The 12370-nt window shown below is 43.3% G+C and carries 12 protein-coding genes; all 12 read right to left on the reverse strand.

Going from position 1 to position 12370, the window contains the following annotated elements; all coding sequences use genetic code 11:
• Positions 1 to 351 precede the first annotated feature (351 nt).
• On the reverse strand, positions 352 to 597 hold the full coding sequence (locus LC073_RS17095; RefSeq protein WP_226648527.1) for a VF530 family DNA-binding protein: 246 nt from the start codon (positions 595 to 597) through the stop codon (positions 352 to 354).
• 755 nt (positions 598 to 1352) lie between these two features.
• Positions 1353 to 1586, reverse strand: a complete 234-nt coding sequence (locus LC073_RS17100) for a DUF5062 family protein (protein ID WP_226648528.1) — start codon at positions 1584 to 1586, stop codon at positions 1353 to 1355.
• Between the two features lie 830 nt (positions 1587 to 2416).
• Positions 2417 to 3304, reverse strand: a complete 888-nt coding sequence (locus tag LC073_RS17105) for a homocysteine S-methyltransferase family protein (RefSeq protein ID WP_226648529.1) — start codon at positions 3302 to 3304, stop codon at positions 2417 to 2419.
• A gap of 136 nt (positions 3305 to 3440) precedes the next feature.
• On the reverse strand, positions 3441 to 3653 hold the full coding sequence (locus LC073_RS17110) for a hypothetical protein (protein ID WP_226648530.1): 213 nt from the start codon (positions 3651 to 3653) through the stop codon (positions 3441 to 3443).
• A complete protein-coding gene (locus tag LC073_RS17115) occupies positions 3653 to 4147 on the reverse strand; it encodes a T6SS effector amidase Tae4 family protein (RefSeq protein WP_226648531.1) in 495 nt (164 codons plus the stop codon). Before LC073_RS17115 ends, LC073_RS17110 begins: the two co-directional genes overlap by 1 nt.
• 771 nt (positions 4148 to 4918) lie before the next feature.
• Positions 4919 to 5335 carry a hypothetical protein gene (locus LC073_RS17120; protein ID WP_226648532.1) on the reverse strand — a complete coding sequence of 139 codons (417 nt, stop codon included), beginning with the start codon at positions 5333 to 5335 and terminating at the stop codon, positions 4919 to 4921.
• Positions 5336 to 5880: 545 nt separating this feature from the next.
• On the reverse strand, positions 5881 to 6567 hold the full coding sequence (locus LC073_RS17125; RefSeq protein WP_226648533.1) for a DUF1963 domain-containing protein: 687 nt from the start codon (positions 6565 to 6567) through the stop codon (positions 5881 to 5883).
• Positions 6568 to 7187: 620 nt separating this feature from the next.
• Positions 7188 to 7433, reverse strand: a complete 246-nt coding sequence (locus LC073_RS17130; RefSeq protein ID WP_226648534.1) for a VF530 family DNA-binding protein — start codon at positions 7431 to 7433, stop codon at positions 7188 to 7190.
• A 482-nt stretch (positions 7434 to 7915) separates the two neighbouring features.
• Positions 7916 to 8506 (reverse strand): hypothetical protein, encoded by a 591-nt coding sequence (locus LC073_RS17135; RefSeq protein WP_226648535.1) that lies wholly within the window; start codon positions 8504 to 8506, stop codon positions 7916 to 7918.
• Positions 8507 to 9277: 771 nt separating this feature from the next.
• Entirely contained in the window at positions 9278 to 9862 is a 585-nt protein-coding gene (locus LC073_RS17140; RefSeq protein WP_226648536.1) for a hypothetical protein, read from the reverse strand.
• Between the two features lie 775 nt (positions 9863 to 10637).
• Positions 10638 to 10844 carry a hypothetical protein gene (locus tag LC073_RS17145; RefSeq protein WP_226648537.1) on the reverse strand — a complete coding sequence of 69 codons (207 nt, stop codon included), beginning with the start codon at positions 10842 to 10844 and terminating at the stop codon, positions 10638 to 10640.
• A 768-nt stretch (positions 10845 to 11612) separates the two neighbouring features.
• On the reverse strand, positions 11613 to 12014 hold the full coding sequence (locus tag LC073_RS17150) for a hypothetical protein (RefSeq protein ID WP_226648538.1): 402 nt from the start codon (positions 12012 to 12014) through the stop codon (positions 11613 to 11615).
• Between the last annotated feature and the right edge of the window lie 356 nt (positions 12015 to 12370).

A 12370-nucleotide genomic window follows, 5' to 3' on the forward strand; every position in this document is an offset into this window, starting at 1 on the left:
TCAAGGTGATTAAACAGAAGTCAGTAGACGGCTAGTAGCCAAATGCCAATTTGAATATCTTAGACAGGGCGAAGGCCTGAACCCAAATCTATGAGTTAAAAGGTAGGGTTAGCCTGCGATCTATTTCCAGTTGGATAAAGTTGAGGTAGCGCACTGACATAACACTTAACTCAAATGAAACGCTACTGGACACTATCGTTATGTAGATATTCATTATGGATAGGGAGCCGCCTATTACGGACCCGGACGATGGGTGGTGTGGCGGCCGGTAGCTAGAAACTACCGGTTACCCGATTTATGCGCCTGTCCCTGCCTAATCACAGCGACATCTATGTGGTTACTAAATAGTGCTTATTTACGATTAGCCCACGGAGATTTATTTTCAAAAGTTGAGATATACAGATTTTCGACTTTATCTCGCGCCCACTGGGTTTTGCGTAAAAACTTGAGCGAAGACTTAATTGATGGGTCGCTCTTAAAGCAATTGATATGAATCCTATCTGCCAAACCATCCCAGCCATAATACTCCTGCAAACGTGTAACAACTTTCTCAAGAGTAATGCCATGTAGCGGATTATTTGCTTGTTCTTTACTCATTCTTCAATCAATACTCTATGTTTAATGACGCATAATGCCGCGGGCACGGGCGTGAACTATTGGTGTGAAAATCCCCTGCAGGAAGTTCACCGTTTAATGGGTTCCATTAAATGCTAACTACTAGCGAATGGCAAATGCAACACCGTGAGGTCTTGTTGAGAGGAAGCCGCTAGCAAATCTACGAGCTGACGAACAGAAACACCCTAAGGCTGAGCTTGGAGACGAGGTGGCCGGAGGTACCGAAGCGATGTGATCTAACGGGTAGAGTCAATGATGCAGCTGTGTAGTGAAAGTTCACGCTCTTACCAAGGGAGATCTGTTTAGCTTGCTGCTGTGAAGCTGTCAGCGTGGTCGCTGACGCCCAGCCCGCTAGCTACCATCACGGGGAAGGAAAATAGTGGTGGAATACAGTAGCGCTTCGGTCAGTAATTGACCAAGGTGAATAAACAGAAGTCAGCCGGCGGCATAGTAGCTTAATGCCAAGATTAATACCTTGGACAGGGTGAAGGCCTGAACCCAAAATCCACGAGTTAAAAGATAGGGCTAGCCAACCGATATGTTTCCAGTCAGATCAAGTTGAGGTGGCGCACTGCCAGGATACTCAACTCAAATGAGGAGCTGCTCGACAGTATCGTTGGGTAGAGATTCATTACGGATAGGGAGCCACCCATTGTGGACCCGCACGATGGGTGGTGTGGGGGTCGGTAGCTAGAAACTACTGGCTACCTGATTCAGTTGAAAACCCTATTAGAGCCTCATTGCTTTGAGGCCCAAATTGCCAACCTATGCATGATAGCCTTCTGTGATATTTTGTCTTCTTGAAGCGGTTGAATTAATTTATCGTGAACTAAAAGACGATAAATATATTCGAGTTTCTCGTGAGCTGAATCGGTAGCTTCGAATTCGACAACTCCTCGTTTGGTTCCATATGCAGTACCAAGTGCTATAGCCTTTTTCACCAACTCTTTTTCGTTTTTTAGTTTCTTCATTATCATGTCTCAAAAAGGTCGTCGATATTAGACACTTAACGCCCGGAGACTACTGGTGCCTTTTTTGTCAAGATTTTGGCAAAAAAAGTGATAGTGGCCGGAGGTCAATTTGCAGGCGCTTGTTACGCCCAGCATGGGTTTGAACTGATGAGGTGAAAGTTCTCAGTAGGAAGATCCCCGTTTAATGGTTTCCATTAAATGCTAACTACTAGCGAATAGCAACTGAAACACCGCGAGGTTTTGGGGGGAGAAAGCCTCTAGCAAAGCTACGAGCTGACGAACGAGAATATCCTATAAGGCTTATCCTGGAGGCGAGGTGGCCAAGGATTCCGAAGCTGGGTAATCTAACGAGGAGAGTCAATGATGCAGTTGTGTAGAGAAAGTTCACGCTCTTATCTGGGGAGATCTGTTTCACTTTATGCTGTGAAGCTGTCAGTGTGGTCGCTGGCTCATAAGTAGGCCCAGCCCGCTAGCCACTATCGCGGGGATAGACAAAAATTGTGGAACACAGTAGCGCCTCAATCGGTAATGACCAGGGTAATTCAACAGAAGTCAGAAGACGGCAAAGTAGCCCAGCGCCAAGATTAATACCTTGGACAGGGTGAAGGCCTGAACTCAAAATCCACGAGTTAAAAGATAGGGCTAGCCAACCGATATGTTTCCAGTCAGATCAAGTTGAGGTGGCGCACTGCCAGGATACTCAACTCAGATGAAGAGCTGCTCGACAGTATCGTTGGGTAGAGATTCATTACGGATAGGGAGCCACCCATTGTGGACCCGCACGATGGGTGGTGTGGGGGTCGGTAGCCAGAAACTATTGGCTACCTGATTTAGCTCTTTCCTATCAGATATTCTAGGTGCCTCTTATCTGTGCCACAGCAACCACCTAAAACTTTAACCCCATAATTGGAATGTAAACTTATCATTGCACTACCCCACTCATGAATATCATCAATCTGTACAATACTTGCGAGCTCTAGTTCTTGGTGAGATAGCGAAGAAGCATTTGCTTGAACACCAAGTAATCTACCACAAGGCACCTTATCTAATTTGATATATTTAGGGTGTACGCAGTTAATAAAGTAGCCAAGTGGTTTCTTTGATGTTAGCAGTTCATCTATTTCAGAGATTGCTATATGAAGAGGAGTACCATCTAACAAGTTACTTTGATCATCAAGTACAAAGCTAATAATAAAGGGCTTAGGTTGCCTTGACATTAAAATAGCTAGACCAAGTGCTTCTGATAAGCTTGGTAGCGTAACGGCCATGAGATAATCAACATCTGTATTTGAAAACTCATTAACCTGCCAAGAATGAAAATATTGAGCTTCAGAAATAGAAAGTGATTGCTCAGGCCTATAACAGTCATTTTTACAGCCAATGAGACCGCCGACTTTAATATTATGAACAGTTTCAGGAATCAATGAACGAATAAATGTAACAGAATCTTGATTGATACATTCTGGAAATCCAGATGCTAATACACGTTCATAATTAGCTCTCCATGTTGGAGCTGCAATTAGTAAAGGAAGGCTAGCTTGAATAGCTAAGTAAATATATTCATTGTAGATCTTGGCTAAAGATGATCTGCCAATTGGACTATAGATAAGATGAGTATTTATAAGATTTTCATCAAGACTGACCTCTGGCATCTCACGCAGCCGCTCAACTACCGCCGCCTCTGACAATATAAAATCTTGACTAAGGAAATCGTGCATAAAAATCCCGGTTAAATACAATTAACGCCGTGCTCAGTCTCAGCCTCAGCACGCTGCGGGCGCATTGTCCGAAATAATAGGCGCGCAGCGACCGCGCAAAAGGTGCCCACAGTAAGCTGAGGACTACAGCGCATTGTTAGCTTTTTCGCCTACTTAACCAAGCAGCACCAACTATAGAAAGTAAAAGCCACCCTGACATTACGATGTTGAAATTACGCTGTTGATCTGCTTCAGAATTATAGAGCCTGAAATCTGCCAGGCTCAGGGCCCATCCAGCCAAATACACTAAGAAGAAATAGGCAAGGCTGATACAAACAAAAGCGACGATAAACCAAAGTAATTTTTTCATCATGCTACCGGAAAGAACCTTATTTTCTTAGATTTACCTAAGTCAGACCAAATACTTGGAATAACTATATTGAATCTTGTGCGAAAATATGAACCAATTCCAGTCATGGCTCTACCATTCCAGAGATCGATATGATCTCCACCACTACCATCACCACGGAGGTAGTAATCTTCAAAGCATATGATTCCTTTCCTCGACTCTACTTTTTTCCTCCAGTTTTCACCGGTAATATTTTCCGTAACGAGCATATTTGGAATTTTTGATTTTTCGATCCAGTCTGCAAGCTCTGTTGCTGCAAGAATATGTTCTTCCCCAGGGTGAACCCAACACTTCCTTCCTTTTGGAAAAGTATTGAATTTAATGCCAGATTTTTTCATTGCATGACTTAGCCGAATCGCGCATTGGTTTCCAAAAAGCTTTTCACCATCCCCGTTCTTTGCATCACATGGATCTTCATTTGGGTAGTTTTTCCATAATCTATCAAAACGTACCATTTAACTTCCTTGTTGGTTTGCTATTTCCGACTAAAGCTAACGCCTACCTCAACCGCCGGTAGCTTTTGTACGGCTTTTTGTACAAGAGGTAACAGTGGCCGGAAGTCAGATTGCAGGCGCCTAATACGCCCAGTATGACCGTGGACTAATGGGGTGAAAGTCCCCTGTAGGAGTATCACCGATTAATGGTTTCCATTAAATGCTAACTACTAGCGAATGGCAACTGTAATGCCGCGAGGTCTTGTAGGGAGTAGGCCGCTAGTAACAGTCCTACAGAAACATCCTATAGGGCTTAGCTTGGAGGAGAGGTGGCCAAGGACATCGAAGCCAGGTGATCTAAAGGGTAGAGTCAATGATGCAGTTGTGTAGTGAGAGTTCACGTTCTTATCTGGGGAGACCTGTTTAGCTTGCTGCTGTGATGTTGTCGGTGTGGCCGTTGGCTCAGAAGTAGCGCACCGCCATGATGCTCTTATCAAATAAAAAACTGCTCGACACTATCGCTGGGTAGAGATTCATAACGGATAGGAAACCACCCATTGCGGACCCGCATGATGGGTGGTGTAGGGGGCGGTAGTTAGAGACTACCGCTTACCCGATTTAAGGCAATAAATACTTTCACATTACTCTTCTTTCTCTAAGTGCCTACGAGCTACGCCTATAAAAAATCGCTTCCATATTTTGGTTGATTCGTCGAGCCTAAGAAACTCCTTCACCACCGAACCATCGGCTTGCCGCGAATAAACTCCCCTTATAGCAGATACAGGTTCACCATTATTCGGATAGATGCGACCCCTCTAATACAAAATCACCGTTTTCAACTAAACCACCAGAGTAATCTATATGATAGCGAGGACTCATCCAGACTTGTCGCCACTTTCCGGTAGCAGGATCTACAAAATTCATCCCTGTTCCAGTACCACCAAATATTGACGACCAGTCTTCATGGATAAGACATCCTTGCTCTTTTTTTAAGTAAACTTGATCGGCGATTTTTTTTCCATCTATCGTAAAAAAATCCCAGCGGCCAACTAAAAAATCCAGGTCGCGGTATGGTGAACGATTTTCACTGCAGACGGGCGTCTGAGGTTGAATTTTCGGTTTAGGGGGAGAGTTGCCGAATACTATAGTTGTATATAGAAAAAGAAGTATTGAAATTACAGTGCTTGCCGTTCGAACTAATTTATTCATTCTACTCTCATATTTACGGTCTAATGCCTCAACAACCGGCTGGCTGTATGCCAGTCCGACGCCAAAGGCTTGTAGTTGATTGAATTGGTACGCTCAGCATGGGCGTGGGCTAATGGGATAAAAGTACCCTTTAGGTAGATCACTATTTAATGGCTTCCATTAAATGCTAACTACTAGCGAAAGGCAACTGCAATACCGCGAGGTCTTGTGGGGAGGAAGCTACTTGCAAAACTACGAGCTGACGAAGAGAAACGTCCTATAAGGCTTATTCTGGAGGTGAGGTGGCCAAGGACACCGAAGCTAGGTGATCTAACGGGTAAAGTCAAAGGTGCAGTTGTGTAATGAAAGTTCATACTCTGAACTGGGGAGTTCTGTTTAATTTACTACAGTGAAGCTGTCAGGGCGGTAATAGACTCATATATGGGCTTAACCAGTTCGAGACTATCGTTAAGCATATGGATAGGTAACTGCCTATTACGCACCCCCGCGATGGCTGGTGTAATAGCCGGTAACTAGAAACTGCCGGCTACATGATCTTGAGCCACTCAACAACATTGCCAGAGAAACTTACCAATCGTTCCCTCTTTATTTATAAATGCGTATGAAACACCGGAGTCTCCAAAATTGATACTAAATGGAACTTCACAGGAATCTAGCTGCATAAGAAGTGACCAATCATCCGTATTTCCGGGAAATTCGTCACCTTGTAGAAAGCTAGGTGTCCCACCAATTTTATTTCCTCCCAGCTTATTACAGTATTTTTCATAGTCCTCGTCAGCTAGGTCAAAGCGTTCTGTTTCTGGAATGAACTCTGGGTCTTTTGAGGCTGAAAGATCAACAGCTAATTCGATGTCTATTGGGTAAAGACCAGTTTTTCCCTTTACTTCAACAAAGTCCTGTAAAGTTGGTCCAGTGGTGTTATTTCGTACCTTAATTTGAGGCTTACCACCCGGTTGAATAATTACTGCATTCTCGCCACCATCTGGCTCCCATGTTCCATCAACGTACTCATCATCATCTGTCATGAAGATATAGGCCACTTTTCCCTCACAACCTGGGAATAGATCATTTGTAAGTTTGATCTGACAAATAAAGCGCATGGGAGAATCTATTTCAGAGCTTATTGGCCATTGAGCTTCCTCAAGCCAATTGGGCTGACCGCCAAATTTTGTAACAACATCAGAAATCGGTAGTTCAGTTACTTTGAATTTTATTGTATTCCGAGTAATCATACTTATCCTTGTGTACTCTAAACCGTTGCTAATAGGCAGCTGAAACTCAGTGTAGGTTGTCCCGCGGAAGCGGAACGGAGTGTACTTGAGTAACTTGGTACGCCTAGTATGGACATGAACTAATGGGGTGAAAGTCCCCTGTAGGAAGATCACCGTTTAATGGGCGCCATTAAATGCTAACTACCAGCGAATGGCAACTGCAACACCGTGAGGTCTTGTGAGGAGGAAGCCGCTAGCAAGACTACGAGCTGACGAACAGAAACATCCTATAAGGCTTAGCCTGGAGGGGCACCGAAACGGGGAGGTCTAAGGGTAGAGTCAATGGTGCAGCTGTGCAGTGAAAGGTCACGTTCTTATCTGGAGAGATCAGTTTAACTTGCTGCTGTGAAGCTGCCGGCGTGGCCTCTGACTCAGGAGTAGCGCACTGCCATGATACTCTACTCAAATGAAGAGCTGCTCGATATTATCGTTGGGTAGGGATTCAACGGATAGGGAACCGGCCATTGCGGACTGGCACGATGGGTGGTGTGGGGGCCGGTAGCTAGAAACTACCGGCTATCCGATTTATGCGCCTGTCCCTGCCTAATCACAGCGACATCTATGTGGTTACCAAATAGTGCTTATTTACGATTACCCCACGGAGATTTATTTTCAAAAGTTGAGATATACAGATTCTCGACTTTATCTCGCGCCCACTGGGTTTTGCGTAAAAACTTGAGCGAAGACTTAATTGATGGGTCGCTCTTAAAGCAATTGATATTAATCCTATCTGCCAAACCATCCCAGCCATAATGCTCCTGCAATCGTGTAACAACTTTCTCAAGAGTAATACCATGTAGCGGATTATTTGGTTGTTCTTTACTCATTCTTCAATCAATACCCTATGTTTAATGCCGCGAGCATGGGCGTGAACTAATGGGGTGAAAGTCCCCTATAGGGAAATCACCATTTAATGGTCGCCATTAAATGTTAACTACTGGCGAATGGCAACTGCAACACCAGGAAGTCTTGTAGGGAGGGAGCTACTGGCAAAACTACAAGCTGACGAACAGAAACATCCTATAAAGCTTAGCTTGGAGGGGAGGTGGCAAAGGACACCGAAGCCGGGTGATCTAACGGGTAGAGTCAATAATACCGTTATGTAGTGAAATTTCACGATCTTATCTGAGCAGATCTGTTTAGCTTGCTGATGTGAAGTTGTCGGCGTGGCCGCTGACTCAGAAGTAGCGTACTGCCATGACACTCAGCTCAAATGAAGAGCTGTTCGAGACTATCGTTGGCTTGTACGGATTGGGAGCCGCCCATTGCGGACTCGTACGATGGGTGGTGTGGGGCCGGCAGGTAGAAACTACTGACTACCCGATTTAAATAATGATGCGGCACGAACTTTGTCCAGCTGTTTTTCAACACTATATGTGTAAATTCTTGGCTTCCCGTCGGGAAAATATGATCGCACCACATAATCAGATCCTCTACCGGCTTCCACGATCTCTTGATAAAACTCTACATCTTCCTCTTTTTCCATATCAAGAATTTGATCTAATAGCGGGCCAGAGTTAGCCATACCAAATTGATATAGTCCGTTTTTATCTTTTGTAAGATAAACTAAATGTTCTTTGTCGATACTATAGGTAAAGCTACAATAAGTACGATTTTGTGATATCTCCACGATCTCATTTTTTTTAATATTCCCTTTAAATGGCTCAATTACGAGATACTTATAGATTCTTGCACCACCCTCTTCCCGAGATGCTCGTGCCGTAGTTTCCGCTTGTATCAAGTAACCTCGAAAAGCAATATCACTCGACGCCAAATTCGATTCATAGACTGACATACCCTCATACTCCTTAAGCATTAAGGGAGCAATTTTCATACACGCAAAAACATTTTCTGGTGTAGCCCACATCAATAGTAAGAGTAATGGAGTGTATTTCATCATTTCACTTAACGCCTCAATAATGGGCCGAAGCACTTAGTGTGGAGGTCCAGCCCCGAAGGGGTGGCATTGATTGACTTTCTACACACAGTATGGGCATGGACTAATGATGTGAAAGTCCCCCTGTAGGAAGCTCACCATTTAATGGATTCCATTAAATGCTAACTACTGGCGAATGGCAACTGCAATATCGCGAGGTCTTGTGGGGAGGAAGCCGCTAGCAAACTACGAGCTGACGAACAGAGCATCCTATAAGGCTTAGCCTGGAGGTGAGGTGGCCAAGGACACCAAAACCGGGTGATCTTGCGGGTAGAGTCAATGATGCAGTTGTGTAGTGAAAGTTCACGTTCTTATCTGGGGAGATCAGTTTAGCTTGCTGCTGTGAAGCTGTTAGCATGGCCGTTGACTCATAAATAGGTCCAGCCCGCTAGCCGCCATCCGGGGATAGACAAAAGTGGTGGGACATAACAGCGCCTCGGTCAGTAATGATCAAGGTGATTAGAGAGAAGTCGGCCGACGGCATTGTAGCCAAATGCCAAGAGTAATACCTTGGACAGGGTGAAGGCCTGGAGCTAAATCCATAAGATACAAGACGCGGCTAGCCTACTGATATGTTTCCATTCGGATAAAGTTGAGGTAGCGCATTGCCATGACACTCAACTCAAGATCTGCTCGACACTATCGTTGGGCAGAGATTTATTACGGATAGGGAACCGCCCATTGCGGACTCGCAAAATGGTTGGCAGCTTAAAGCTGCCAACTACTCGATATGTCTTATTTTTTGACTTTGTGTTCCCTTATTATCTCACCTGTTTCAGAATTCTTTATAATAAATTTTATAGGCTCAAATTTTTTCTCTTCTCGCATACATTCAATATATTTCTCCTGAAGGCTATTAATAGTCTTAATTTCAGTCGGCTTCTCCAGAGTCATATATTCTTTTGAATAATCTTCATATGTTTTGGGGTTACCCTTAGACTGATAAGAGGGGGTATCACTTTCAATTGGGATAGATAAAGCCGTATTGGCCAAATTAAATGATCCATTAATGCCTAAACCCAGAGATAATCTATTTTTAATATATTCAGACATGTGTTTGGTGGATATTTCGTTTAGCTTTGATCGATCATGTACAAATATATCATTAATTTTGACCCCGTCAGCGTAAATAGTATTTTCACACTCCTTCTGGGCCTTTAAATATTCTGGATGTTTACTAGTCACCTCGCCAAATACAGGATTGAATTGTATACTTTCATATGTATTTTTTACTGGCTTAAATGATTTTTTCAACTCGGTTGAAGCACACCCAGCTAGCCCCAGAAAGGATATTACTAACACCACATTCCTAATAATCACAACTCTTCAATCTCCTGAGATATCGCGCCCTGAACAAGGGCAGGCAGATAAGCGCAGCGTTTTGGCTGTACCAGCGACCAAGGGAAGTTCTTGGTTCGGCTTGGTACGCCCAGCATGGACGCGGACTAATGAGTGAAAGTCCCCTTTGGGAAGATCACCGTTTAATGGGTTCCATTAAATGCTAACTACTAGCGAATGGCAACTGTAATACCGTAAGGTCTTGTGGAGAGGAAGCTGCTAGCAAGACTATAAGCTGACGAACAGAAATATCCTATAAGGCTTAGTCTAGAGATAAGGTGGGCAAGGGCACCGAAGCCAAGTGATTTACTGGGTAGAGTAAATGATGCAGTTGTGTTGTGATAGTTCATGTTCTTACCTGGGGGGATCTGTTTAACTTGCTGCTGTGAAATAGTCAGTGTGGCTCCTGACTCATAAGTAGGTTGCCACCATCGCCGGGATAGTAAAAAGTGATGGAACACAACAGTACCTTGGTCATTACTGACCAAGGTGATTCAACATAAGTAAGCAGATGGCATAGTGGCCAAATGCCAAGATTAATACCTTGGACAGGGAAGGCCGGAGCCTAAATCCATGTGTTAAAAAGATTGGGCTAGCCTACCGATATGTTTCCAGTCGGGTAAAATTGAGGTAGTACATTGCCGTGACACTACTCTTAGATAGAGATTCATTACGGATAGGAAACCGCCCATTGCGGCCCCGTACGATGGGTGGTTTGGGAGCCAGTGGCTGGGAACTACCGGCTACCCGATTTAGCTTATTCTTCCACGTCGTCCCGCTCTACCAGATTATCTGGAGCACCGAATGTATCTTTTTTACTCAACTCATCTTCGATGTCTTTAGGGCGAGGCTTAAAGAGATCTTCGGAGGATTTCTTTAATCCTTCTTCAATTTTCTTCAATTCATCACTTTTTCTCATAGATTTTTTACCAAATGATGCGGTACGCCTTGCTTTCCAGGGCATAACGAAAATCCACCCTGAGATGAATAATATTTCACCAATTTATCGTTGAGTGGATCCATTACTCTAATTTGAGTCGCGCCGATTAGACGCGCATACGCTTCATAGGCCAATAATGAAATAGGAAACATATCGTTTGCGAACAAAACATGCTTGTTGAAACGCTCAATAAAATCCAAACGTATAGCTGTGCCTCTGTATGTCGGTCGACCGAGAGTTAATGAGCACAAAGTACTTCCATGCCACACAGAAAGGTCAAACGCCTTTGGATAGAAAATTTTATACCGGCTAGAAAAACTCCAATTCCAACTCACAGAGCGTTCTTGATCCAAATCTATTGATTTGAAAGCAGCAAGAGCTTTGTGATCTATTGCCTCTAGCATAATTTTTCCGAGGAGGTGCCTTGGTATTTTCTGGATGCCATGTCTCTTGCTTGAGAGCCCAACTTCTCATATTTATTGATTGTTTTTAGATGCGAAACTTGCATTCCAACTCCTTTTGTCAATTTAACTTCCGCACAAGTTAACGAGGGTGTAGAAAAACTCACCCTACTTTTCATATTGTGCTTCTACGTGAAAAATAGCCTACTCATTAGTCCTGCATTCAACTTTGAAGTGAATCATCATTTGTGGTCAACCTCGATTACTCACTTAACACCCTACTTAGGTGCGTTTTCGTTGTAGTGGAGTTTTGGGGGTAGAGTGCGTAGCCATCCTAAAACGGAGCGAAGACGAAAACGTCGGCTGGAGTAGTTTGTTAGGGCGTGTGAACTTACCATTGCAAAGCCTCTGGTTTTTCCTTTTGCCTTGTAAGACAAACGTGAAAAGCCATATATGAATTTATACTTCCTTCGTATTTGAATTCTACTTCAGAGATTCTGGCAAACACTTTTACATTTGTAACATCTAATACAGCTTTTTCAATAACTTTAGTATATTCTGTAATACTTAGTTTAGTAAAATCACAATCTTCATAAGCGGTAAATGCGTTCCCCACTTTAAGTCGAACGTTAATTGCAATGGAATTCAGCTCACTTTGACCATAATAATGAAAGCTATTAATTATTCTACTGTCATAAGATATGTTTTTAATTTCTTGTTTAAAGTATTTTATGATCGAATTTTCGAGACAGTTAATACTTATGTCTCTTAAACCTATTTCATTTTTTTCCATTTCTTTACCTTTCTATACTCCGATAAATAAAGACCCTAACGCCCTACTCAGCTCCGCGTTGGTCTTTGCTCCTTTTTGGGTTGGTTTGTTAGGGTACGTGGATTTACCATTGCAACGACTCTGGCTTTACCTTTTTCCTTGTGAGCCAGATTTGAAAATCCATATATGATTTTTCATATTCTTCGTATTTGAATTCTACTTTGGAGATTCTGGCAAACATTTTTATATTTGTAACATCTAAGGAACCTCTGAATAATTCCCAGTCAATTTGGTAGTATTAGGCTATCCGTCAAGGCTACGATAGATCATGCACCAATTCACCTTTGCCGAAGCAGAATACAACCTCAAGCGTCGTA

This window comes from Microbulbifer variabilis (assembly GCF_020524905.1).
Taxonomy (GTDB): Bacteria; Pseudomonadota; Gammaproteobacteria; order Pseudomonadales; family Cellvibrionaceae; genus Microbulbifer; species Microbulbifer variabilis_A.

What these genes read in the sequence shown, in the direction of transcription:
- LC073_RS17095 (WP_226648527.1), bottom strand. Translation starts at nt 597, where the DNA reads ATGAGTAAAGAACAAGCAAATAATCCGCTACATGGCATTACTCTTGAG.
- LC073_RS17100 (WP_226648528.1), bottom strand. Translation starts at nt 1,586, where the DNA reads ATGAAGAAACTAAAAAACGAAAAAGAGTTGGTGAAAAAGGCTATAGCA.
- LC073_RS17105 (WP_226648529.1), bottom strand. Translation starts at nt 3,304, where the DNA reads ATGCACGATTTCCTTAGTCAAGATTTTATATTGTCAGAGGCGGCGGTA.
- LC073_RS17110 (WP_226648530.1), bottom strand. Translation starts at nt 3,653, where the DNA reads ATGAAAAAATTACTTTGGTTTATCGTCGCTTTTGTTTGTATCAGCCTT.
- LC073_RS17115 (WP_226648531.1), bottom strand. Translation starts at nt 4,147, where the DNA reads ATGGTACGTTTTGATAGATTATGGAAAAACTACCCAAATGAAGATCCA.
- LC073_RS17120 (WP_226648532.1), bottom strand. Translation starts at nt 5,335, where the DNA reads ATGAATAAATTAGTTCGAACGGCAAGCACTGTAATTTCAATACTTCTT.
- LC073_RS17125 (WP_226648533.1), bottom strand. Translation starts at nt 6,567, where the DNA reads ATGATTACTCGGAATACAATAAAATTCAAAGTAACTGAACTACCGATT.
- LC073_RS17130 (WP_226648534.1), bottom strand. Translation starts at nt 7,433, where the DNA reads ATGAGTAAAGAACAACCAAATAATCCGCTACATGGTATTACTCTTGAG.
- LC073_RS17135 (WP_226648535.1), bottom strand. Translation starts at nt 8,506, where the DNA reads ATGATGAAATACACTCCATTACTCTTACTATTGATGTGGGCTACACCA.
- LC073_RS17145 (WP_226648537.1), bottom strand. Translation starts at nt 10,844, where the DNA reads ATGCCCTGGAAAGCAAGGCGTACCGCATCATTTGGTAAAAAATCTATG.
- LC073_RS17150 (WP_226648538.1), bottom strand. Translation starts at nt 12,014, where the DNA reads ATGGAAAAAAATGAAATAGGTTTAAGAGACATAAGTATTAACTGTCTC.